This is a genomic window from Pseudomonas sp. LPB0260 (assembly GCF_013388395.1).
Genome location: NZ_CP058247.1, coordinates 4,717,280 through 4,740,693, shown reverse-complemented (window position 1 = coordinate 4,740,693; position 23,414 = coordinate 4,717,280). Strand labels below are relative to the sequence as shown.

The window sequence follows — 23,414 nt, the reverse complement described above, 5'->3', positions numbered from 1 at the left end:
CGCACTGCGCTACAATCCTGCGCCTTTCGTCCCGACATTCCGCGAGGTTCGCCCCCATGATCCACAGCATGACGGCCTTCGCCCGCGCCGAGCAGGCCGGGCCAAACGGCACCCTGAGCTGGGAGCTGCGCTCGGTCAACCATCGCTACCTGGAACCGCACCTGCGCCTGCCGGAGGCCTTCCGTGACCTCGAGGGCGCCGTGCGCGAGGCGCTGCGCCAGGGGCTATCGCGGGGCAAGGTCGAATGCACCCTGCGCTTCGCCGAGGACAGCGCCGGCAAGCCGCTGCAGGTCGACCGTGAACGCGCCGCGCAGCTGGTCGCCGCAGCGGAAAGCGTCGCCAGCCTGATCCAGCAGCCGGCACCGCTCAACCCCCTGGAAGTGCTCGGCTGGCCGGGCGTGCTGGTGGCCGATGCCGCCGACCCACAGGCGCTCAACAAGGCCGCGCTGGCGCTGTTCAACCAGGCCCTGGGCGAGCTCAAGAGCGGCCGCTCGCGCGAAGGCGCAGAACTGGCCAAGCTGCTCGGCGAACGCCTCGACGGCATCCTCGAGGAAGTGGCGGCCCTGCGCGAACTGGTGCCGCAGATGCTCGACGCGCAGCGGCAGAAGATCCTCGAGCGTTGCCGCGAGATGCAGGCCGACCTCGATCCCCAGCGCCTGGAGCAGGAACTGGTGATACTCGCGCAGAAAAGCGATGTCGCCGAGGAACTCGACCGCCTCAGCACCCACGTCAGCGAAGTGCGCCGCGTGCTCAAGGCCGGCGGAGCGGCCGGCCGGCGCCTGGACTTCCTCATGCAGGAACTCAACCGCGAGGCCAACACCCTGGGCTCCAAGGCCTTCGACCCACGCAGCACCCAGGCGGCGGTCAACCTCAAAGTGCTGATCGAGCAGATGCGCGAACAGGTACAGAACATCGAGTAGCCGCGCCCCGAAGCCCGGCCGAGCACGCCGCCACCCTACGACCCACGCTTTTTCCAGGACCCAGCCATGAGCCTCACCACCGGCACCCTCTACATCATTTCCGCGCCCTCCGGCGCCGGCAAGACCAGCCTGGTCAAGGCACTGATCGACAGCGAGGCGATGATTCGCGTCTCGGTCTCGCACACCACCCGCGCCATGCGCCCCGGCGAGGTGGACGGGGTGAACTATCACTTCGTCAGTCACGAACAGTTCCACGGCATGCTCGACCAGAATGCCTTTCTCGAGCATGCCGAGGTATTCGGCAACCTCTACGGCACCTCCCAGCACTGGGTCGAGCAGACCCTCGCCGAAGGCTACGACCTGATCCTCGAGATCGACTGGCAGGGCGCCCAACAGGTGCGCAGGCTGATGCCGCAGTCCAAGTCGATCTTCATCCTGCCGCCGACCCAGGAGGCCCTGCGCCACCGCCTGACCAACCGCGGCCAGGACAGCGGCGAGATCATCGAGCGGCGCATGCGTGAGGCGGTCAGCGAGATGAGTCACTACGTCGAGTACGACTACCTGGTGATCAACGACGACTTCGCCCACGCCCTTAGCGACCTGAAGTCCATCTTCCGCGCCAACCAGCTGCTGCAGGGGGTACAACAGCAGCGTCACAGCGGCCTGCTCGGCGAGCTGCTGGCCTGAGTCCGGGCGGCCGCGCAGAAAACAGTGCTTCCCTTAATGCTGGTGATTTTTTAGACTATTCAGTCCGCTCGCCCATTCGGGCCCAGCTCTTTATTTGCATTTGCTACGAGGAACACCATGGCCCGCGTAACCGTCGAAGATTGCCTGGACAACGTTGATAACCGCTTCGAGCTGGTCATGCTCGCCACCAAGCGTTCGCGCCAGCTCGCCACCGGCGGCAAAGAGCCGAAAGTGGCCTGGGAAAACGACAAGCCGACCGTGGTCGCCCTGCGCGAAATCGCCGCTGGCCTGGTCGACTATGACGTCATTGCCCAGGACGAGATCGTCGAAGAAGAGCCGCTGTTCGCCGCCTTCGAGGAAGAGGCCAACGAGCCTCTGTAAGCCATGCCTGGTCGAAGCGGCACGACGCGGACTCACAAGGCTCGCCAGGGGGAACACCCATGGCGAACATAGACGCCCTCGCCGATCGCCTTTCGACCTATCTCGACGGCGACCAGGTCAACCTGGTCCGCCGCGCCTATTTCTACGCCGAACAAGCCCACGACGGCCAGCGCCGCCGTAGCGGCGAAGCCTACGTCACCCACCCGCTCGCCGTGGCGGGGATTCTCGCCGACATGCACATGGACCATCAGAGCCTGATGGCGGCGATGCTGCATGACGTGATCGAAGACACCGGCATCGCCAAGGAAGCGCTCAATGCGCAGTTCGGCGAAACCGTGGCCGAACTGGTCGACGGGGTCAGCAAGCTGACCCAGATGAACTTCGAGACCAAGGCCGAGGCCCAGGCCGAGAACTTCCAGAAGATGGCCATGGCCATGGCCCGCGACATCCGCGTGATCCTGGTCAAGCTGGCCGACCGCCTGCACAACATGCGCACTCTGGAAGTGCTGTCCGGCGAGAAACGCCGACGCATCGCCAAGGAAACCCTGGAAATCTACGCCCCGATCGCCAACCGCCTGGGCATGCACAGCCTGCGCGTGGAGTTCGAGGACCTGGGTTTCAAGGCCATGCACCCGATGCGCTCCGAGCGCATCCGCGCCGCCGTGCGCCGGGCCCGCGGCAACCGCAAGGAAATCGTCAACAAGATCGAGGAGTCGCTGGTCCACTGCCTGGCCCGCGACGGCCTGGAAGGCGAAGTGGTCGGCCGCGAGAAGCACCTCTACAGCATCTACCAGAAGATGCGCGGCAAGCGCCGAGCGTTCAACGAGATCATGGACGTCTACGCCTTCCGCATCGTGGTCGACAAGGTCGACACCTGCTACCGCGTGCTCGGCGCCGTGCACAACCTGTACAAGCCCCTGCCCGGACGCTTCAAGGACTACATCGCGATCCCCAAGGCCAACGGCTACCAGTCGCTGCACACCACCCTGTTCGGCATGCACGGGGTGCCCATCGAGATCCAGATCCGTACCCGCGAGATGGAGGAGATGGCCAACAACGGCATCGCCGCCCACTGGCTGTACAAGTCCGAGGGCGACGACCAGCCCAAGGGCACCCACGCCCGCGCGCGGCAGTGGGTCAAGGGCGTGCTGGAGATGCAGCAACGCGCCGGCAACTCGCTGGAATTCATCGAGAGCGTGAAGATCGACCTATTCCCGGACGAGGTCTACGTGTTCACGCCCAAGGGCCGTATCATGGAGCTGCCGAAGGGCTCCACCGCGGTGGACTTCGCCTATGCGGTGCACACCGACGTCGGCAACACCTGCATCGCCTGCCGCATCAACCGCCGCCTGGCGCCGCTGTCCGAGCCGCTGCAGAGCGGCTCGACCGTGGAGATCGTCAGCGCGCCTGGCGCGCGTCCTAACCCGGCCTGGCTCAACTTCGTGGTCACCGGCAAGGCGCGCACCCACATCCGTCACGCCCTCAAGCTGCAGCGCCGCTCCGAGTCGATCAGCCTCGGCGAACGCCTGCTGAACAAAGTGCTGGCCAGCTTCGACAGCCACCTGGAGAAGATTCCGGGCGAGCGCGTCAAGACGGTACTCGGCGAGTACCGCCTGGAGCTGATCGAGGACCTGCTGGAAGACATCGGCCTGGGCAATCGCATGGCCTATGTGGTGGCGCGGCGCCTGCTGGCCGAGGGCGGCGACGAACTGCCGAACGCCGAAGGCCCGCTGGCGATTCGCGGCACCGAAGGCCTGGTGCTGAGCTACGCCAAATGCTGCACGCCGATCCCCGGCGACCCCATCGTCGGCTACCTGTCGGCGGGCAAGGGCATGGTGGTGCACCTGGAGAGCTGCCGCAATATCGGCGAGATCCGCCACAACCCGGAGAAGTGCATCCAGCTGTCCTGGGCCAAGGACGTCACCGGCGAGTTCAACGTCGAGCTGCGCGTCGAGCTGGAGCATCAGCGCGGCCTGATCGCCCTGCTGGCCGGCAGCGTCAATGCCGCCGACGGCAACATCGAGAAGATCAGCATGGACGAGCGCGACGGCCGCATCAGCGTGGTCCAGCTGGTGGTCAGCGTACATGACCGCGTACACCTGGCCCGGGTGATCAAGAAGCTGCGCGCCCTCCCCGGGGTCATCCGCATCACCCGCGTGCGCGCCTGACGCCCGACTGACAAGTCATTTTCCTCGCAGCTGTACTTTGACAGCGCCCCCGGCTTTCGCCGACCCTAGTCGCCCGCGGCTGCGCGGCGCGCACCCGGCGCGACGCAGCGCCCCATTCAAGCAACCGTTTCAGGAGTTCCCATGAGCAAGAGCGTCATCACCAGCGACAAGGCCCCTGCCGCCATCGGCACCTATTCCCAGGCGATCAAGGCCGGCAACACCGTCTACATGTCCGGGCAGATTCCGCTGGACCCCAAGACCATGGAACTGGTCGAAGGCTTCGAGGCGCAGACCGTCCAGGTGTTCGAGAACCTCAAGGCAGTGGCCGAGGCTGCTGGCGGTTCGTTCAAGGACATCGTCAAGCTGAACATCTTCCTCACCGACCTGGCCCACTTCGCCACCGTCAACGAGATCATGGGTCGCTACTTCCAGCAGCCATACCCGGCTCGCGCCGCCATCGGCGTCGCTGCGCTGCCGCGCGGCTCGCAAGTGGAAATGGACGCTATCTTGGTACTCGAATAAGTCCGCCGGCGGGGCACGACGCCCCGCCTTTCTCCTGCGTGCAAGGAGTCACCGATGCGCCCGCTCCTCATTTCGCCGCTGTTCATCTGGCTACTCGCCGGCTGCGCCAGCCAGCCCGGCGACCCCGGCGGCATCTGGATCAATCAGGCGGCAATCGATGCCGCGCGCCACGGCGGCCATCTGCGCGAGGCCCTGCTCGCCTACGGGCCGAACCTGGAGTGGCGGATCGAACCGCAACGCCGGCGCGCCAGCTTCAGCAATGGCTACGAGCACGACGAAGGCCAGCTGGTGAGCGAAACCGAGCAGCGCCTGCGGGTCGACTTCTACGGCGACTACCACGAATACCTCAGCCTCGATGATGCCGAACTGGTGCAGGCGGCCAGCGGCACCTGGCCCGAGCAGCGCTTCGTCCGCGCCCCGAGCGCCGACAACAGCTACGCCCCGCCCGGCAGCCGCTTCGAGCAGGCGCTGTACGGCGCTTACCTGGGTGGCACCTGGACCATTCGCCAGGGCCTGGGCGAAGGCGGCCTGGTGCTGTTCCATGCCGACGGCCGGGTCGAGGGCCTGCCCGGCGCCGAGCGCTACGCGCTGTGCCTGGCCGGCGACTGCGCGGCCATGAGCGGCGAATTCGACAGCCTGTGGCTGCAGCTCGGCGAGCAGGGCCAGACCTGGCTGTTCGAGCGCGACGGCGAGCGCTTGAGCATCTTCGATGCCGTCAACCAGGCGCAGCTCGACGACATGCCGGAATACCGCAAGGGGCCGCAACGCTGGCAGCTGGAGCGCCAATAGGCACTCGCAGGAGCAAGCGCCGCGCGACTGACCGCCCTAGGCGCTGAACGAGGCATCCGCCAGGATCGCCCCATAGCCTTCCCGGTAGCTCGGGTAACTCGGCGCCCAGCCCAGGGCGCGGGCGCGGGCGTTGCTGCAGCGCTTGCTGCCGGCGCGGCGCACCGTCGCCTCGGGCGCCCAGTGGCTGACGCCCAGCTGTTCGCGCAGCCAGGCCACCACCTCATGCAGCGGCGCCGGCTCGTCGTCGACGCCGAGGTAGCAATCGGCCAACGCCACGCCGCGGGCATCGGCCTGCAGCAGGAACGCCAGCAGGCCGGCGGCATCCTCGACGTGGATACGGTTGGCATACAGCGGCGGCTCGCTGGCCACCCGGTAGCCCTGGCGCACCTGGCTGAGCAACCACTGGCGGCCCGGTCCGTAGAGCCCGGCCAGGCGCACCCGGGTGGCGGCGATGCCGCTGTGCAGGGCCAGCTGCTCGGCCTCGCGCATCACCTGGCCGGAGAACCCCGCGGCCTGCGCCGGGGAATCTTCATCGACCCATTCGCCCTGCTGCTGGCCATAGACCCCACTGCTGGAGACGAACAGCAGGCGCTTGGGCCGCTGCCCGTGCTGCGCCAACCAGTCCAGCACCCGGCGCAGCCCCTCGACATAGATCGCCCGGTAGCCCGCCTCGTCGCGCTGGTTGGCCGCCGCGCAATACACCAGGTAGTCCAGCTCGCCTGTGGGCCAGCCCGGCGGACAGCCGTCTGCCTGCAGGTCAGCGGCGACCGGCCGGATCGCGGCGGGCAGGCACGCCACCGAGCGGCGCAGGCCATGGACCTCCCAACCGCCCTCGGCCAGGCGCACGCCGAGGCGGGAGCCGACATCCCCGCAGCCGGCTATCAGCACCCTGGTAGAACTCGCCATCCGCACCTCCACAATTTCGCCGTGAGCCAGTGTAGCGCGGTTGGTTCGTCGCAATGCAAAGGCTATGCTTAGGCGCAATTCAATGGATATTCACTATGACCCTCACCGAACTGCGCTACATCGTCACCCTCGCCCAGGAACAGCACTTCGGGCGCGCCGCCGAGCGTTGCCACGTCAGCCAGCCGACCCTGTCGGTGGGGGTCAAGAAGCTCGAGGACGAGCTCGGCGTGCTGATCTTCGAGCGCAGCAAGAGCGCGGTACGCCTGACCCCGGTTGGCGAAGGCATCGTCACCCAGGCACAGAAGGTGCTGGAGCAGGCCCAGGGCATCCGTGAGCTGGCCCAGGCCGGCAAGAACCAGCTGACCGCGCCGCTGAAGATCGGCGCCATCTACACCGTCGGTCCCTACCTGTTCCCCCACCTGATTCCCCAGCTGCACCGCGTCGCCCCGCAGATGCCTCTGTATATCGAGGAAAACTTCACCCATGTGCTGCGCGACAAGCTGCGCACCGGCGAGCTGGACGCCATCATCATCGCCCTGCCGTTCCAGGAAGCCGACGTGCTGACCAAGCCGCTGTACGACGAACCCTTCTATGCCTTGATGCCGGCCGGCCACCCCTGGGCCGCCATGCAGAGCATCGACAGCAAGCTGCTCAACGACAAGAGCCTGCTGCTGCTGGGCGAGGGCCATTGCTTCCGCGATCAGGTGCTGGAGGCCTGTCCGACCCTGCGCAAGGGCGGCGAGGAGCACGCCAAGCACACCACGGTGGAATCCAGCTCGCTGGAAACCATCCGCCACATGGTCGCCTCCGGCCTCGGCGTATCGATCCTGCCGTTCTCCGCGGTGGACAGCCACCACTACGCTCCCGGGGTGATCGAGGTGCGCCCGCTGAGCGCGCCAGCGCCGTTCCGCACCGTGGCCATCGCCTGGCGCGCCAGCTTCCCGCGGCCCAACGCCATCGAGGTGCTGGGCGACTCGATCCGCCTGTGCTCGGTGGCCAAGCCCCAGGCCCAGCCCGCTTAAGTCCGGCCCATGAGCGAACTGGCCAGCATCTCCGTCACCGCGCTGAAAGGCGTCGGCGCCGCCCTGGCCGAGAAGCTCGCCAAGGTCGGCCTGGAGAACCTGCAGGATTTGCTGTTCCACCTGCCGCTGCGCTACCAGGACCGCACCCGCATCGTGCCGATCGGCGCCCTGCGGCCCGGCCAGGACGCCGTGGTCGAAGGCCAGGTGGTCGGCGCCGACGTGGTCATGGGCCGGCGGCGCAGCCTGCTGGTGCGCCTGCAGGACGGCAGCGGCACCCTCAGCCTGCGCTTCTACCACTTCAGCCAGGCGCAGAAGGACGGCCTCAAGCGCGGAACCCAGCTGCGCTGTTATGGCGAAGTGCGCCCCGGCTCCTCAGGCCTGGAGATCTACCACCCGGAGTACCGCGCGCTCAGTGGCGCCGACGCGCCGCCGGTGGAGCAGTGCCTGACGCCGATCTACCCCAGCACCGAAGGCCTGACCCAGCAGCGCCTGCGAGCCTTGAGCGAGCAGGCCCTGGCCCGCCTCGGCCCGCGTAGCCTGCCCGACTGGCTGCCCGAGGAGCTGGCCCGCGACTACCGCCTCGGCCCGCTGGATGAGGCGATCCGCTACCTGCATCGACCACCGCCGGACGCCGACCTCGAGGAGCTCGCCGAAGGCCGCCACTGGGCCCAGCACCGCCTGGCCTTCGAGGAGCTGCTGACCCACCAGCTGTCGCTGCAGCGTCTGCGTGAACAGGTGCGCGCCCAGCAGGCGCCGCCGCTGCCGCCGGCCAAGCGCCTGCCGCCGCAGTTCCTCAGCAACCTGGGCTTCCCGCCCACCGGCGCGCAGCGCCGAGTCGGCGCCGAGATCGCCTACGACCTGAGCCAGGACGAGCCTATGCTGCGCCTGGTGCAGGGCGACGTCGGCGCCGGCAAGACGGTGGTCGCCGCCCTCGCCGCCCTGCAGGCCCTGGAGGCCGGCTACCAGGTGGCCCTGATGGCGCCGACCGAGATCCTCGCCGAGCAGCACTTCCTCAACTTCAGCCGCTGGCTGCAGCCGCTCGGCCTCGAGGTCGCCTGGCTGGCCGGCAAGCTCAAGGGCAAGGCCCGCGCCAGCGCGCTTGCGCAGATAGCCGACGGCGTGCCGATGGTGGTCGGCACCCATGCCCTGTTCCAGGACGAGGTGCAGTTTCGCAACCTGGCCCTGGTGATCATCGACGAGCAGCACCGCTTCGGCGTGCAGCAGCGCCTGGCCCTGCGCCAGAAAGGCGTCGGCGGCCGCCTCTGTCCGCACCAGCTGATCATGACCGCCACGCCGATTCCGCGCACCCTGGCGATGAGCGCCTACGCCGACCTGGACACCTCGATCCTCGACGAGCTGCCGCCGGGCCGCACCCCGGTCAACACCCTGGTGATCGCCGACAGTCGCCGCCTGGAAGTGATCGAACGGGTGCGCTCGGCCTGCAACGAGGGGCGCCAGGCATACTGGGTCTGTACCCTGATCGAGGAATCCGAGGAGCTGACCTGCCAGGCCGCCGAAACCACCTTCGCCGACCTCGCCGCCGCCCTCGGCGGCCTGCACGTCGGCCTGATCCACGGGCGCATGAAGCCAGCGGAGAAGGCCGCGGTGATGGAGCAGTTCAAGCTGGGCCAATTGCAGTTGCTGGTCGCCACCACGGTGATCGAGGTCGGCGTCGACGTGCCCAACGCCAGCCTGATGATCATCGAGAACCCCGAGCGCCTCGGCCTGGCCCAGCTGCACCAGCTGCGCGGGCGGGTCGGCCGCGGCAGCGCGGCGAGCCACTGCGTGCTGCTCTACCACCCGCCGCTGTCGCAGCTGGGCCGCGAGCGCCTGGGCATCATGCGCGAGACCAGCGACGGTTTCCTCATCGCCGAGAAGGACCTGGAGCTGCGCGGCCCCGGCGAGATGCTCGGCACCCGCCAGACCGGCCTGCTGCAGTTCAAGGTCGCCGACCTGATGCGCGACGCCGACCTGCTGCCGGCGGTGCGCGATGCCGCCCAGGCCCTGCTGGCGCACTGGCCGCAGCACGTCAGTCCGCTGCTGCAGCGCTGGCTGCGCCATGGTCAACAATATGGGCAGGTGTGATGCCAGGCGCGGGACTGCCGTCGCCTCGTCGTGCGTCCGCCGGCCCGCTGGTTATACTTCGGAGCACCCGCTCCCTCCACGTCGGATGCCCTCATGACTGAAGCCGCCCTCGCCCCCGACTCCGCAGTGCATGCGCCCCAGGTGATCGTGCAGCTGCTCGACAAGCTCGCGCTCGCCTACCGGGTGTGCAGCGAGACCCCGCAGCTGCCCGCCGCCCAGCGCGTGCAGGCGGTGCTGCTCGACGACGCGGTGGGCGCCCTGCTGGTGCTCTACCCGCATAGCCAGCTGCTCGACCTCAGTCGCCTGGCCGAGCTGACCGGACGCCAGCTCGCCGCGGTCAAACCCGAGCGCCTCGAGCGCATGCTCGCCAAGCACGAGCTGCGCGAGCTGCCGGGCCTGCCGCCACTGACCAGCTCGCCCTGCCTGTACGATGAGCGCCTGCTGCAGGAGCCCACGCTGTACCTGGCATCAGGCCAGCCCGGGGTGCTGCTGGAGATCGCCAGCGAGGCCTTCAAGGGCCTGCTGAGCAAGGCCAGCGCGGCACGCTTCGGCGAGCCGCTGAGCAATATCCGGCCGAACCTCGACCGCCCGGACGACGACCGCGAGGAGATCAGCCAGGCGGTCCAGGCCTTCACCGCCCGGCGCATCCAGCAGCGCCTGGAGGAGACCATCGAGATCCCGCCGCTGCCGCAGACCGCCCAGCGCATCATCAAGCTGCGGGTCGATCCGGACGCCACGGTGGACGACATCACCGGGGTAGTGGAGACCGACCCGGCGCTGGCCGCCCAGGTGGTCAGCTGGGCCGCCTCGCCCTATTACGCCGCGCCCGGCAAGATCCGCTCGGTGGAGGACGCCATCGTCCGCGTGCTGGGCTTCGACCTGGTGATCAACCTGGCCCTCGGCCTGGCCCTGGGCAAGACCCTGAGCCTGCCCAAGGACCAGCCGCAGCAGGCCACGCCCTACTGGCAGCAGGCGATCTACAGCGCCGCGGTGATCGAAGGGCTGACCCGCGCCATGCCCCGGGCACAGCGCCCGGAAGCCGGGCTGACCTACCTCGCCGGGCTGCTGCACAATTTTGGCTACCTGGTGCTGGCCCACGTCTTCCCGCCGCATTTTTCGCTGATCTGCCGCCATCTGGAGGTCAATCCGCACCTGTCGCCCGGCTATATCGAGCAGCACCTGCTGGGCATCACGCGCGAGCAGATCGGCGCCTGGCTGATGCGCTACTGGGACATGCCGGAAGAGCTGGCCAGCGCCCTGCGCTTCCAGCACGACCCGGACTACGCCGGCCCTCACGCCGCCTACCCGAACCTGGTGTGCCTGGCCGTCAGGCTGCTACGCAACCGCGGCATCGGCGCCGGCCCACAGGGCGAGATTCCACAGCAACTGCTCGACGCCCTCGGCCTGAGCCGGGACAAGGCCGAGGAGGCGGTGGACAAGGTGCTGGCCGCCGAGGTGGCGCTGCGCGAGCTGGCGGCGCAGTTCCACCCGCTGCACTAGCGCGGGATGCGTCGTCGCCAATGACCAAGGGGCCCTCGGGCCCCTTTGTCGTTTCGTTGGAGTGTTTACCTGAACGCGGCGCGACGCGCGGCGAACAGCTGCGGCAGCACCTGCACGCTGCTTTCCAGCAGATGGCTGACCGCCGGGTGCTCGTACAGCGCGGCATAGTCGGCCAGCTGCTCGCTGGGAATCTGCCGGTAGGCATAGAGCATGAAGGATTCCACCGCGGCGGCGCTGGAGGTTTTCAACGCCGCGACCTGGACCTGGGTCTGGCTGCTCAGGGCCTGCTCGTCGAGGGTCTCGCCGCGCGCCTTGAGCGCCAGCAAGGCCTGGGTCTTGCCGGCCTCGTAGCGCAGCACGGTGGCCAGTGCGGTGGTGCGTGCGGCCGCGTCGAGACGTCGTACCAGGGCCAATCTGTCCTGGCGCGGCGGGCGCGCGGCCAGTTGCTCGCGATAATCGGCCAGCGCCGTGCCGTCCCCCTCGCCCACCGCACGCTCGGCCGCGGTGAAACGCCGGGCCAGGGGGCTGTCGAGCAATTGCCGGGCCTGCTCGAGCTGGTCCCGATCGAACTTACCGGCCAGCTGCTCGGCCAGATCGCGGCACAAGCCATCGGCGGCGAAAGCCCGGCCCAACTGGGCCTGCTGCGCCGGATTCATGCCGCGCTGCACCAGCGGCGCGCTCTGCTCGCATAGCAGGCGCAGCCCGGCCAGTTCGAGCACGGGGGCGAAATCGTCGGCCTTGGGCGGCGCGGCGTGGGCCATGCCGACGGACAGCAGCAAGGCAGCAATGATCAAACGCATGAGGGGGCTTCCACTGTGGCAGCGCCCAGCCTAGCGAATGTGCCGGGCGCCAGCCAGTGGCGTGTTCAGGCGGCTTTCTTCTCGACGCGCTTCTTCGGCGCCAGGTACTTGGTCAGGCCCTGGAACCACAGCACCAGCGCCGGGTCGCCCTGGATCTGGATATCCTTGTTCTGGATGCCCTGCATGAACGCCAGCTGCTTGTTCTTCGCGTTGAACGTGGCGAAGCCGTAGGCACCATCGCGAAAGCCCAGGGCAAAGGCCGGCTGGGTGGCCGCGCCGCGCTTGCTGCTGACGCGCTGGTTCTTGACGACGAAATGGCGGGCGATCTTGCCGTCCAGGGTGTGCAGCTGGAACACCATGTCGCGGTCGGCGAGTTGTTGCTGGAAGGCGGGATTTTCGCGGCTGGCCTTGGCCATCAGGCGGCCCAGCATCCACAGGAGAAAACGGAACTTCATGCGCACGGCCTCGGCGGGTGTCGTAAATGGCGGCGCATTGTAGCGGTGTGTGGCGGGGCTGACAGCCAAACCAAAGCATGGTCGTGGCGGCGCAGCGGGTATTGCTCGGGCGAGCCCGGAGCCGGGAGGCTCCGGGCGGGCCAGGCTCAGTTGACCGCGTCTTTCAGGGACTTGCCCGGTTTGAAGGCGACGGTGTTGCTGGCCTTGATCGTGACCGGCTGGCCGGTCTGCGGGTTTTTGCCGGTGCGGGCACCTCGATGACGCTGGACGAAGGTACCGAAACCGACCAGGGTCACACTGTCCTTGCGGTTCAGTGCACCGGTGATTTCTTCGAGCACGGCGTTGAGTACACGACTGGCCTGATCCTTGGTGAGATCGGCCTTTTCGGCGATGGCGGCGGCGAGTTCCGGTTTACGCATAGTTGCCTCTTAGACGGTTATTGTTGTTGTGTCCGTGCTGTTCTTCCAGAACAGCGGCCAAGGCGCCGCAACGGCTCTACGCTGCGGCAGACCCAGGGAGGATGGCATGTGATCTGGCCCTGCGCCAGTGTCACTCGACGGTTAAAGCGAGCCAGGCCAGGGCAAATCCGCCAGATCGGGAGGCGCTCAGGCCAGCAGCGGCGGCAGCTGCTTGTTCAGCGCCAGCTTCTCCTGCACGGCGGCGCCGGTCAGCGCGTAGCCCAGCAGGTTGCCCTCGGCATCGCGGCACAGGGCCTTGATGTCGCTGCCGCTGCCTTCCACCGTCCACTCGCCCTGGCGGCCGCGCGGCGGCGGCGAGACCACCAGCGGGCACACCGGGGTCTTCACCGTGACCGGCATGGGGCCGTAGCTGACCTGGGTCGGCTTGCCGGCAAGGGTCTGGGCCAGGGCGCGGGCGCAGCTCATCAGGGGCATCACGTAGAGCAGGTTGAGGCCGTCGACCTCGGCGCAATCGCCCAGGGCGTAGATATTGGCGTGGGAGGTGCGCAGCTGGCGATCGACCACCACCCCGCGGTTGACGGCCAGGCCGGCGGCGGCGGCCAGCTCGATGCGCGGGCGCAGGCCGACGGCGGAGACCACCAGGTCGCAGGCGATCTCGCTGCCGTCGGACAGCTGCGCCAGCAAGCCATCGCCCTGGTGCTGGACGCTGCTCAGCACCGGGCCGAGGTAGAAGCGCGCCCCCAGGCTTTCCAGGCCGGCCTGCACCGCGGCGGCGGCGGCCGGATGCAGCAGCCCCGGCATCACCTGTTCGCAGGGGGCGACCAGCTCGACCTGGTAGCCGCCGACGCTGAGGTCGTTGGCGAACTCGCAGCCGATCAGCCCGGCGCCGAGCAGCAGCACCCGACGCTTGCCGGCCGCCGCGGCGCGAAAGCGCGCGTAGTCCTCCAGGTCGTTGATCGAGAAGATCGCATCCTCGGCATCGCCGGCCACCGGCACGCGGATCACCTCGGCGCCCCAGGCCAGCACCAGGTCGCGATAGGCCACGGCCTCCTCGCCGATCCACAGGCGCTGGTGGCCAGGATCGATGCCGCTGATGCGGGTATGAGTGCGGATCTCGGCGTTCAGCTGCTCGGCCATGGCGCCGGGTTCGGCCATGCTCAGGCCGTCGGCGTCCTTGTGCTTGCCGAACCCGGTGGAGAGCATCGGCTTGGAGTAGGAACGGCCATCGTCGGCGCTGATCAGCAGCAGCGGCGTGCTGCTGTCGAGCTTGCGGAACTCGCGGGCGAGGTTGTAGCCGGCCAATCCGGTGCCGACGATCACCACGGGTGCACTCATCATCCCTTCCTCTGTTGTGCTGGGGCGCGTTGGCCGAGCGGCTCGCTCAGCCAACCTCGATCATCTCGAAATCGGCCTTGCTCGCCCCGCAATCCGGGCAAAGCCAGTCGGCGGGAACATCCTCCCAGCGAGTACCGGGCGGGATGTCCTCGTCCGGCAGGCCTTCGGCTTCGTCGTAGATGAAGCCGCAAACAACGCATTGCCACTTGCTCATGGGGCCTCCTTGCGGGGTCATTTCAACAGACCCTACTGCAATTGCCGGCCCCCGGCCAAGCACGGCCCACGCATAAAAACGGCGGCCAGGGCCGCCGTGGGAAATTCTCGGGCTCAGGCGATCTCGATCATCTCGAAATCCATCTTGCCGACACCGCAGTCCGGACACAGCCAGTCTTCCGGCACGTCCTGCCAGGGCGTCCCGGCGGCGATGCCTTCATCGGGCCAGCCCTGGCTCTCGTCGTAGATCAACCCACAGACCACACATTGCCACTTCTTCATTGCTACCTCTGGCGAGTCTCACAGTGTTGCGCGGGGCACGCTACCGCAATTGCGCAGATGCGCCAAGTCGCCGGGCGACGAATGTCATCCGGCGGCTTGGGCAGACCAGGTCGGTGGCTGCGCGCCAGGCGGCGGGCAGCCACGCCGGCGCTTAGCGCGCCTGCAGCAGCGGATCGCTGATGCCCATGCCGTACATGGCGATCATGGTCAGGCCACCGGCCGCCACGAGGTAGTAGAGGGTCGGCAGCATGGTCTTGCGCAGGGTGATGCCCTCGCGACCGAGCAGGCCGACGGTGGCCGAGGCCGCCACCACGTTGTGGATGGCGATCATGTTGCCCGCCGCCGCGCCAACCGATTGAGCGGCCACCATCATCGCGCCGGAAACCCCGAGCAGGCCCGCCGCGTTGAACTGGAACTGCGACAGCATCAGGTTCGACACGGTGTTGGAACCGGCGATGAAGGCCCCCAGGGCGCCGACCGCCGGCGCGAAGAACGGGTAGATGCCGCCCACGCTGTCGGCCACCAGCTGGGCCATGGCCACCGGCATGGACATCAGGTCGGAGGCGTTGACCCCTGAGTTGATCAGGATACGCACCATCGGGATGGTGAAGATCAGCACGAAGCCGGCGCCCAGCAGGGTGCGGCTCGACTCGTGGACCGCCGCGCCCAGTTCGGACAGGCGCATGCGATGCAGCAGGCAGGTGACCAGCACCACGGCGCAGAGGATGCCGCCCGGCAGGTACAACGGCTGGATGGCACCGGAGACGCCGGTCTCACCGAGGATATCGGTCCAGCCGAAGCTGACGCTCATCAGCGCGGCCTTCAGCTCCGGGAACACCCGCGAGGCCACCAGGAACAGCGCCAGCAGCACGTACGGGGCCCAGGCCATGCGCACGGAGATCGGCGCCTTGCCGACGATGTCTTCGAGCTTCATCTCGATCTTGCCCATCCACTCGGCCGGCCAGTCTTTGGCGTCGGCGAAGTCCCAGGCCTGCTTGGGCAGCAGGAAACCGGCCTTGGCCGCCGGAATGACGATGGCCAGGCCGACCATGGCGCCGATCATCGAGGGGAACTCGGGGCCGAGGAACACGCCGGCGGCCATGTAGGGCAGGACGAAGCACAGGCCGGTGAAGATGGCGAACGGGGCCATTTCCAGGCCTTCCTTCCAGGACTGATTCTTGCCGAAGAAGCGGGTCATGATCGACAGCATGATCAGCGGCATGAGGATGCCGATCAGGCCGTGGGTGATCGCCACCCGGGAGAAGATCAGGTGGAAGAACACCTCCCAGCTGCTGTTCAGGGCGGTCAGCTGGGCGCTCATGCCGGCCTGATCCAGACCACCGGCGACACCGACCAGGATCGGCGTGCCGACTGCACCGAAGGACACCGGCGTGGACTGCACCATCATGCCCAGCACCACCGCGGCCAGCGCCGGGAAGCCCAGGGCCACCAGCAGCGGCGCGGCCACTGCGGCCGGCGTACCGAAGCCCGAGGCGCCCTCGATGAAGCAGCCGAACAGCCAGGCGATGATCAGCGCCTGGACCCGGCGGTCGGGGGTGATGGTGGCGAAGCCGCGGCGGATGGCGGCGATGCCGCCGGAATGCTTGAGGGTGTTGAGCAGCAGGATCGCGCCGAAGATGATCCAGAGGATCGACGCGGTGAGGATCAGGCCCTGCAGGCTGGAGGCCAGAACCCGGTTGAAGGACATGTCCCAGGCCGTCAGGCCGATGAGCGCGGTGAGCAGGAAGACCACCGGCATGGCGTACTTGGCTGGCCAGCGGAAGCCGATCAGCAGCACACCCGCCAGTACCAGCGGCACGAAGGCCAGGATCGACAGCAGTGTTTGACTCATGGGTTTGGTTCCTAGTTGTTTTTGTGAACCACAGTTACCGGGGTGACCCGGTGCCACGCATCTGGGCGGCCCGGGCAGTTGGCCCGGGCCGACCTTCGGCCGCCCGCTCCGGGTCCCCCCGGGCGGGCGTCCATGCTCGCCAGCCCGAACGTCGGCGACGCCCGCGGCTGTCTATCGTTTGACCTGAATCAGCCCTGCTGCTTGAAGCGCAGACGCCAGGCGTGCAGCAGCGGCTCGGTGTAGCCGCTGGGCTGCTCGCGGCCCCTGAACACCAGGTCGCTGGCCGCCTGGAAGGCCGCCGACTGGGCGAAGTCCGCCGCCATCGGCCGGTAGTTGGCATCGCCGGCGTTCTGCTGGTCGACCACCTTGGCCATGCGCTCGAGGGTCTCGCGCACCTGCTCCGCGCTGACCACGCCGTGGTGCAGCCAGTTGGCGATGTGCTGGCTGGAGATGCGCAGGGTGGCGCGGTCTTCCATCAGGCCGACGTTGTGGATGTCCGGCACCTTGGAGCAGCCGACGCCCTGTTCGACCCAGCGCACCACGTAGCCGAAGATGCCCTGGCAGTTGTTGTCCAGCTCTTCCTGGATCTCGCTGGCGCTCCAGTTGCGCTCGGCGGCCACCGGCACGCTGAGCAGGCCGTTGAGCAGTTCGTCACGCTGGCTGTTGAGGTCGATGGCCTCCAGCTCGCGCTGCACCGCCTGCACGTCCACCTGGTGGTAGTGCAGGGCATGCAGGGTGGCGGCGGTTGGCGACGGCACCCAGGCGGTGTTGGCCCCGGCCTTGGGGTGGCCGATCTTCTGCTCGAGCATGGCGGCCATCAGGTCCGGCATGGCCCACATGCCCTTGCCGATCTGCGCGCGGCCGCGCAGGCCGCAGCTCAGGCCGACCAGCACGTTGTTGCGCTCGTAGGCCTGGATCCAGGCGCTGCTCTTCATGTCGCCCTTGCGCAGCATGGCGCCGGCTTCCATGGCGCTGTGCATCTCGTCGCCGGTGCGGTCGAGGAAGCCGGTGTTGATGAAGGCCACACGCGCGCCGGCGGCGGCGATGCAGGCCTTGAGGTTGACGCTGGTGCGCCGCTCCTCGTCCATGATGCCCATCTTCAGGGTGTGGCGCGGCAGCTTGAGCAGGTCCTCGATGCGGCCGAACAGCTGGTCGGCGAAGGCCACTTCGGCCGGGCCGTGCATCTTCGGCTTGACGATGTAGACGCTGCCGGTGCGCGAGTTGCCGCGGCGCTGCAGGTCATGCAGGGCGATCAGGCTGGTCATCACGCCGTCGAGGATGCCCTCGGGGATCTCGTTGCCCTCGCCGTCGAGGATCGCCGGGTTGCTCATCAGGTGGCCGACGTTGCGCACGAACAGCAGCGAGCGGCCGTGCAGCGTCAGCTCGCCGCCGGCGGCGGCGGTGTACTGGCGGTCCGGGTTGAGGCGGCGGACGATGCGCTTGCCACCCTTCTCCAACTCCTCGCTCAGGTCGCCCTTCATCAGGCCGAGCCAGTTGCGGTAGACCAGCAGCTTGTCGTCGGCGTCGACCGCGGCCACCGAGTCCTCGCAGTCGAGGATGGTCGATAGCGCGGACTCGACCAGCAGGTCCTTGACCCCGGCGGCGTCGGTGGCGCCGATCTGGCTGTTCGGGTCGATCTGGATTTCCACGTGCAGGCCGTTGTTCTTCAGCAGCACGGCCTTCGGTGCGCTGGCCTCGCCCTGGAAGCCGACGAACTTGTCGGCCTGGGCCAGGCCGGTCTGGGTGCCGTCTTCCAGGGTCACCTGGAGCTGGCCGTCGACCACCCGGTAGCTGACCGAGTCGGCGTGGGAGCCGCTGGCCAGCGGGGCGGCCTGGTCGAGGAAGGCGCGGGCGAAGGCGATGACCTTGGCGCCGCGGGTCTGGTTGTAGCCCGGGCCTTTCTCGGCGCCGCCTGCTTCGGAGATGGCGTCGGTGCCGTACAGGGCGTCGTACAGCGAGCCCCAGCGGGCGTTGGCGGCATTCAGCGCGTAGCGTGCGTTCATCACCGGCACCACCAGCTGCGGGCCGGCCTGGCTGGCGATCTCGCTGTCGACGTTGGCGGTCGTGGCCTGCACGCTGTCCGGCTGGGCCAGCAGGTAGCCGATGGACTCGAGGAAGGCACGGTAGGCCGGCATGTCGCTCACCGGGCCCGGGTTCTCGCGGTGCCAGGCGTCCAGCTGGGCCTGCAGCGCGTCGCGCTCGGCCAGCAGCGCGCGGTTCTGCGGCGCCAGGTCATGCACCAGGGCGTCGAAGCCGGCCCAGAACGCCTCGCGCTCGATGCCGCTGCCCGGCAGCACTTCCTCGTCGACGAAACGTTGCAGGTTGGCGGCCACTTGCAGGCGCTGGCAGTTCACGCGATCGGTCATTTTCCACTCTCCAGAAATCGTTGCTTGTGCGGCGCCCGGCGCCCGGCGCCGGCAGCGGCCCCCTGGGGGCCGCGTCGCTATTCGAATCAGCCCAGGGCGGCGATGCCGGCCTTGGCCACTTGCGCGTCCTGCTCGGCCTTGACCCCGGACACACCCACCGCGCCGACCACCTGGCCGTCGACCAGCACCGGCACGCCGCCTTCCAGAGAGGTCACCAGCGGGGCGGAGAGGAAGGCGCTGCGACCGCCGTTGACCATGTCCTCGTAGCCCTTGGTCTCGCGCCGGCCGATGGCCGCGCTGCGGGCCTTCTCGGTGGCGATGTAGGCGCCGATCGGCGCGCAGCCGTCGAGGCGCTCGAGGGCCAGCGGATGACCGCCGTCGTCGACCACGGCGATGGCCACGGCCCAACTGTTCTGCTGCGCTTCGGCGCGGGCGGCAGCAAGAATGCGGGCGACCTCGGCTTGACCCAGTACGGCTTTGCTTTGCATCTGTAGTTCCTCGTGATTGTTTGTCGCGTAGTGCGTGAATTCGTGGCCCGGATGCAATCCGGGAGCTTGTGGCCGCCCCGGATTGCATCCGGGCTACGGCAACGCGGCCGTGGTTGTTAGCTCATGGCCTCTTCGACCAGTTCGATCCAGTGCCGCACGGGGGTACGGCCGGCGCCATCGAGGTGGGTCTGGCAGCCGATGTTGGCGGTGACGATCACCTCCGGCTTGCCGCTCTCCAGGGCATCGAGCTTGTTGTCGCGCAGCTGCCTGGACAGCTCCGGCTGGGTCAGCGAGTAGGTCCCGGCCGAGCCGCAGCACAGGTGGCCGTCCGCCACCGCGGTGAGGCTGAAGCCGAGGCGGCCGAGCACGCCTTCGACCGCGCCGCCGAGCTTCTGCGCATGCTGCAGGGTGCAGGGGCAATGGAAGGCCAGGCGCCTGTCGGCGCGCACGCCCAGTTGCTCCAGGGGTTCGGCGCCGAGCACCTCGACCAGGTCCTTGGCCAGGGCGCCGACGCGCTTGGCCTTGTCGGCATAGGCCGGGTCCTGGGCCAGCAGGTGGCCGTATTCCTTGACGAAGGCGCCGCAGCCGCTGGCGGTCTGTACGATGGCCTCGGCGCCGGCCTCGATGGCCGGCCACCAGGCGTCGATGTTGCGCCGGGCGCGCTGCAGGCCGGCGTCCTGGGCGTTGAGGTGGTAGTCCACCGCACCGCAGCAGCCGGCCTCGAAGATCGGCGTGACGCTGATGCCGAGGCGATCGAGCACCCGCGCCGTGGCGGCGTTGGTGTTGGGCGACAGGCCCGGCTGCACGCAGCCTTCGAGCATCAGCACACGACGGGCGTGACGCGGCTCGGGACGCGGCTTGGCCGGGCGCGCGGCGTGCGGCAACTTGGCCTTGAGCGCTGCCGGCAGCAACGGGCGCAGCACCTGGCCGACCTGGGTCAGGCCCTTGAACAGGCTGGCGTTGGGCACCACCGCGCGCAGGCTCTCGCGCAGCGCACGCTGGGCCAGCGGCCGCGGCACGGCGGCGTCGACCACGGCGCGGCCGATGTCCAGCAGGTTGTGGTACTGCACGCCGGAGGGGCAGGTGGTCTCGCAGTTGCGGCAGGTCAGGCAGCGGTCCAGGTGCAGCTGGGTCTTGGCGGTGACCTCGTTGCCCTCGAGCACCTGCTTGATCAGGTAGATACGCCCGCGCGGCCCGTCCAGCTCGTCGCCGAGCAGCTGATAGGTCGGGCAGGTGGCGTTGCAGAAGCCGCAGTGCACGCAGCTGCGCAGGATGCTCTCGGCCTCCTCGCCACGCGGCAGACTTTTGGCGTGTTCACTCAGGTTGGTCTGCATCTTAGGTCGTGCTCGCAGTAAATGGCATTTCGCGTTGGCTCTGTGCTCGCGCCAGGCAAGGCGCGGAACGCAGGCGATGGTGAACCCTCGGCAAGTTCTGCAACACCGCATGACGCGAGCACAGGGCCAACCCTTCGGGCCGCGCTCCGAAAAACGCAATTCGTCGTTGTTCGTCGTTCATTTGGAGTAACCAAATTTCTCTCCTCACGCCTAGCCTTGCGCCTTTCGGAGCGGCGGCGCGGCTGCCATTTACTGTGAGCACGACCTACACCTCGGAGTACATGCGGCCAGGGTTGAACAGCCCCTGGGGATCGAGCTGGGCTTTCAGCTGGCGGTGGTAGCGCAGCAACGGCGCGGCCAGCGGCTGGAAGGGGGTGTCGCAGTGACCGGCGCTGAAGCAGCTGGCGTGGCCACCGACCTCGCCGACGATCTGCCGGATCGCCGCGGCATCGGCGTCGGACTTCAGCCAGCGCTGGGCACCGCCCCAGTCGATCAGCTGCTCGCCGGGCAGGGCCAGCACGCCGCTGTTGCTCGGCACGGACAGGCGCCACAGCGGCCGTGGATCGGCGAAGAAACCCAGGCGCTGCTCGCGCAGGTCGGCCCAGTAGTCGCTTTCCAGCAGCTCGCCGCCGAGGCGCTCGCGGGCCGCGGCCACCGAGCCCTCGCCGCCTTCCAGGCGCAGGTGCAGGGCCTGGCCGTCATGGCTGGCGGCACTCAGCGGGATCGGCTGCTGGCCCCATTCGGCGAGCTTCTGCAGGGCCTGGGCGGCGTCCATCTGCAGGCGCAGGCTGAGGGTCTGGCGCGGCTTGGGCAGCACCTTGAGCGACACCTCGGTGATAACCCCGAGGCAGCCGAAGCTGCCGGCCATCAGGCGCGACAGATCGTAGCCGGCGACGTTCTTCATCACCTCGCCGCCGAAGCGCAGGTGCTTGCCCAGGCCGGTGATCACCCGGGTGCCCAGGACCAGGTCACGCACCGCCCCGGACCAGGGCCGGCGCGGGCCGGACAGGCCGGCGGCGACCATGCCGCCGACCGTGGCGCCCTCAGTGAAATGCGGGGCCTCGCAGGTGAGCATCTGCCCGGCCTCGTCCAGCGCCGCTTCCAGTTCGGCCAGCGGTGTGCCGGCGCGGGCGGTGATCACCAGCTCGGTTGGGTCGTAGCTGACGATGCCGCGGTGGGCACGGGTGTCGAGCACCTCGGCGTCCACCTGGCGGCCGAGAAAGGCCTTGCTGTTGCCCCCCTGGATGCGCAGCGCGGTGCCGCTGTCGAGGGCGTGGTTGACTTGTTCCAGCAGCGCCGCACTGGCGTCTGCGTCGTGACGCATGACCATTAGAAACGCTCCAGTTCGGGGAAAGGCAGCTGACCGTGATGCACATGCATGGCGCCGAACTCGGCGCAGCGGTGCAGGGTCGGGATGTTCTTGCCGGGGTTGAGCAGGCCGCTCGGGTCGAAGGCCGCCTTCACCGCGTGGAACAGGGTCAGCTCGTCGCTGTTGAACTGGGCGCACATCTGGTTGATCTTCTCGCGGCCCACGCCGTGTTCGCCGGTGATGCTGCCGCCGACCTTGACGCAGAGTTCGAGGATCTTGCCGCCCAGGGCCTCGGCGCGCTCCAGTTCGCCGGGCTGGTTGGCATCGAAGAGGATCAGCGGATGCATGTTGCCGTCGCCGGCGTGGAACACGTTGGCCACGCGCAGGCCGAACTCCTCGGACAGCTCGCCGATGCCCTTGAGCACGCCGGGCAGTTCGCGGCGCGGGATGGTGCCGTCCATGCAGTAGTAGTCCGGCGAGATGCGCCCGACCGCCGGGAAGGCGTTCTTGCGCCCGGCCCAGAACTTGACCCGCTCGGCTTCGTCGCGGGCCAGGCGCACCTCGGTGGCGCCGGCCTGCTTGAGCACCGCCTCGACCCGCGCGCAGTCGTCCTCCACGTCGGCTTCGACGCCGTCCAGCTCGCACAGCAGGATGGCTTCGGCCTCCACCGGGTAGCCGGCGCGGATAAAGTCTTCGGCGGCGCGAATCGCCAGGTTGTCCATCATCTCCAGGCCGCCGGGGATGATGCCGGCGGCGATGATGTCGCCCACGGCGCGGCCGGCCTTTTCCACCGAGTCGAAGGCCGCCAGCAGCACCTTGGCCACCTGCGGCTTGGGCAGCAGCTTGACCGTGACCTCGGTGACGATGCCGAGCATGCCCTCGGAGCCAGTGAACAGCGCCAGCAGGTCGAAGCCGGGCGAGTCCAGGGCATCGCTGCCCAGGGTCATGCGCTCGCCCTCGACCGTGAGGATCTCCACCTTGAGCAGGTTGTGCACGGTCAGGCCGTATTTCAGGCAGTGCACGCCGCCGGCGTTCTCGGCGACGTTGCCGCCGATCGAGCAGGCGATCTGCGAGGACGGGTCGGGGGCGTAGTACAGGTCATAGGGCGCGGCGGCCTGGGAAATCGCCAGGTTGCGCACGCCGGGCTGGACCCGGGCGAAACGTCCTGCGGGATTGACCTCGAGGATCTGCTTGAAGCGCGCCATCACCAGCAGGATGCCCTGTTCCAGCGGCAGCGCGCCGCCGGACAGGCCGGTGCCGGCGCCACGCGCCACCACCGGCACCTGGCGCTGGTGGCAGAGCTTGAGCAGACTCTCCACCTGCTCGACGCGCTCGGGCAGCACCACCAGCATGGGGGTGGTGCGGTAGGCCGACAGGCCGTCGCACTCGTAGGGTTTGAGGTCCTCCTGGGTATGCAGGATTTCCAGGCCCGGCAGGCGCGCCTGCAGCTCGCCCAGCAACGCGGACTTGTCGACTTTGGGCAGCGCGCCGTCGACGCGCTCGTCGTACAAAATGCTCATGGCAGTCTCAATCAGGCAGCGTCATTGTTCTAGGCGGCCCGGGCGCCAGCACCCGGACCGC

At 68.4% G+C, this 23,414-nt stretch carries 22 protein-coding genes; 9 read left to right on the top strand and 13 right to left on the bottom strand.

Going from position 1 to position 23,414, the window contains the following annotated elements; genetic code table 11:
* Positions 1 to 56: 56 nt before the first annotated feature.
* The 6 genes from LPB260_RS21135 (at position 57) to LPB260_RS21110 (ending at position 5,467) form a co-directional block, all read left to right on the top strand.
* Positions 57 to 920 (top strand): YicC/YloC family endoribonuclease, encoded by an 864-nt coding sequence (locus tag LPB260_RS21135; RefSeq protein WP_208707833.1) that lies wholly within the window; start codon positions 57 to 59, stop codon positions 918 to 920.
* 66 nt (positions 921 to 986) lie between these two features.
* Positions 987 to 1,607, top strand: a complete 621-nt coding sequence (gmk, locus tag LPB260_RS21130; protein ID WP_208707832.1) for a guanylate kinase — start codon at positions 987 to 989, stop codon at positions 1,605 to 1,607.
* Between the two features lie 117 nt (positions 1,608 to 1,724).
* Positions 1,725 to 1,988, top strand: a complete 264-nt coding sequence (gene rpoZ / locus LPB260_RS21125) for a DNA-directed RNA polymerase subunit omega (protein ID WP_208707831.1) — start codon at positions 1,725 to 1,727, stop codon at positions 1,986 to 1,988.
* A 59-nt stretch (positions 1,989 to 2,047) separates the two neighbouring features.
* Entirely contained in the window at positions 2,048 to 4,156 is a 2,109-nt protein-coding gene (gene spoT, locus LPB260_RS21120) for a bifunctional GTP diphosphokinase/guanosine-3',5'-bis pyrophosphate 3'-pyrophosphohydrolase (RefSeq protein ID WP_208707830.1), read from the top strand.
* A 141-nt stretch (positions 4,157 to 4,297) separates the two neighbouring features.
* Positions 4,298 to 4,678: a RidA family protein gene (locus tag LPB260_RS21115; protein WP_208707829.1), complete on the top strand. Its 381-nt coding sequence runs from the start codon at positions 4,298 to 4,300 to the stop codon at positions 4,676 to 4,678.
* Positions 4,679 to 4,732: 54 nt separating this feature from the next.
* On the top strand, positions 4,733 to 5,467 hold the full coding sequence (locus LPB260_RS21110; protein ID WP_208707828.1) for a hypothetical protein: 735 nt from the start codon (positions 4,733 to 4,735) through the stop codon (positions 5,465 to 5,467).
* Between the two features lie 36 nt (positions 5,468 to 5,503).
* On the opposite strand, the gene LPB260_RS21105 is transcribed toward LPB260_RS21110, so the two are convergent.
* Positions 5,504 to 6,373, bottom strand: a complete 870-nt coding sequence (locus LPB260_RS21105; RefSeq protein ID WP_208707827.1) for an SDR family oxidoreductase — start codon at positions 6,371 to 6,373, stop codon at positions 5,504 to 5,506.
* Positions 6,374 to 6,468: 95 nt separating this feature from the next.
* On the opposite strand from LPB260_RS21105, the gene LPB260_RS21100 reads away from it, so the two are divergent.
* From LPB260_RS21100 to LPB260_RS21090, 3 genes are all read left to right on the top strand, one after another.
* Positions 6,469 to 7,395 (top strand): hydrogen peroxide-inducible genes activator, encoded by a 927-nt coding sequence (locus LPB260_RS21100; RefSeq protein ID WP_208707826.1) that lies wholly within the window; start codon positions 6,469 to 6,471, stop codon positions 7,393 to 7,395.
* A gap of 9 nt (positions 7,396 to 7,404) precedes the next feature.
* Positions 7,405 to 9,480, top strand: coding sequence for an ATP-dependent DNA helicase RecG (recG, locus tag LPB260_RS21095; protein ID WP_208707825.1), 2,076 nt, complete (start codon positions 7,405 to 7,407; stop codon positions 9,478 to 9,480).
* 93 nt (positions 9,481 to 9,573) lie between these two features.
* Positions 9,574 to 10,980: an aminoacyl-tRNA deacylase and HDOD domain-containing protein gene (locus tag LPB260_RS21090; protein ID WP_208707824.1), complete on the top strand. Its 1,407-nt coding sequence runs from the start codon at positions 9,574 to 9,576 to the stop codon at positions 10,978 to 10,980.
* A gap of 65 nt (positions 10,981 to 11,045) precedes the next feature.
* On the opposite strand, the gene LPB260_RS21085 is transcribed toward LPB260_RS21090, so the two are convergent.
* The 12 genes from LPB260_RS21085 to glcD form a co-directional block, all read right to left on the bottom strand.
* Positions 11,046 to 11,780 carry a hypothetical protein gene (locus LPB260_RS21085; protein WP_208707823.1) on the bottom strand — a complete coding sequence of 245 codons (735 nt, stop codon included), beginning with the start codon at positions 11,778 to 11,780 and terminating at the stop codon, positions 11,046 to 11,048.
* Between the two features lie 65 nt (positions 11,781 to 11,845).
* Positions 11,846 to 12,235: a helicase gene (locus LPB260_RS21080; protein ID WP_208707822.1), complete on the bottom strand. Its 390-nt coding sequence runs from the start codon at positions 12,233 to 12,235 to the stop codon at positions 11,846 to 11,848.
* A gap of 146 nt (positions 12,236 to 12,381) precedes the next feature.
* Positions 12,382 to 12,654: an HU family DNA-binding protein gene (locus LPB260_RS21075; RefSeq protein WP_208707821.1), complete on the bottom strand. Its 273-nt coding sequence runs from the start codon at positions 12,652 to 12,654 to the stop codon at positions 12,382 to 12,384.
* A gap of 186 nt (positions 12,655 to 12,840) precedes the next feature.
* Positions 12,841 to 13,989: an NAD(P)/FAD-dependent oxidoreductase gene (locus LPB260_RS21070; RefSeq protein WP_208710081.1), complete on the bottom strand. Its 1,149-nt coding sequence runs from the start codon at positions 13,987 to 13,989 to the stop codon at positions 12,841 to 12,843.
* Positions 13,990 to 14,035: 46 nt separating this feature from the next.
* Positions 14,036 to 14,203 (bottom strand): rubredoxin, encoded by a 168-nt coding sequence (locus LPB260_RS21065; protein WP_208707820.1) that lies wholly within the window; start codon positions 14,201 to 14,203, stop codon positions 14,036 to 14,038.
* 113 nt (positions 14,204 to 14,316) lie between these two features.
* The gene (locus LPB260_RS21060) at positions 14,317 to 14,484 is read right to left on the bottom strand and encodes a rubredoxin (protein ID WP_208707819.1); all 168 of its coding nucleotides are present in this window, start codon (positions 14,482 to 14,484) and stop codon (positions 14,317 to 14,319) included.
* Positions 14,485 to 14,635: 151 nt separating this feature from the next.
* Complete coding sequence (locus LPB260_RS21055; RefSeq protein ID WP_208707818.1) at positions 14,636 to 16,336, bottom strand: L-lactate permease; 1,701 nt, start codon at positions 16,334 to 16,336, stop codon at positions 14,636 to 14,638.
* Between the two features lie 188 nt (positions 16,337 to 16,524).
* Positions 16,525 to 18,702, bottom strand: a complete 2,178-nt coding sequence (locus LPB260_RS21050; RefSeq protein WP_208707817.1) for a malate synthase G — start codon at positions 18,700 to 18,702, stop codon at positions 16,525 to 16,527.
* Between the two features lie 86 nt (positions 18,703 to 18,788).
* On the bottom strand, positions 18,789 to 19,190 hold the full coding sequence (locus tag LPB260_RS21045; RefSeq protein WP_208707816.1) for a heme-binding protein: 402 nt from the start codon (positions 19,188 to 19,190) through the stop codon (positions 18,789 to 18,791).
* Between the two features lie 116 nt (positions 19,191 to 19,306).
* Positions 19,307 to 20,524 carry a glycolate oxidase subunit GlcF gene (gene glcF, locus LPB260_RS21040; RefSeq protein WP_208707815.1) on the bottom strand — a complete coding sequence of 406 codons (1,218 nt, stop codon included), beginning with the start codon at positions 20,522 to 20,524 and terminating at the stop codon, positions 19,307 to 19,309.
* Positions 20,525 to 20,789: 265 nt separating this feature from the next.
* On the bottom strand, positions 20,790 to 21,848 hold the full coding sequence (gene glcE / locus LPB260_RS21035; protein WP_208710078.1) for a glycolate oxidase subunit GlcE: 1,059 nt from the start codon (positions 21,846 to 21,848) through the stop codon (positions 20,790 to 20,792).
* Positions 21,849 to 21,853: 5 nt separating this feature from the next.
* Complete coding sequence (glcD, locus tag LPB260_RS21030) at positions 21,854 to 23,353, bottom strand: glycolate oxidase subunit GlcD (RefSeq protein ID WP_208707814.1); 1,500 nt, start codon at positions 23,351 to 23,353, stop codon at positions 21,854 to 21,856.
* Positions 23,354 to 23,414 lie beyond the last annotated feature (61 nt).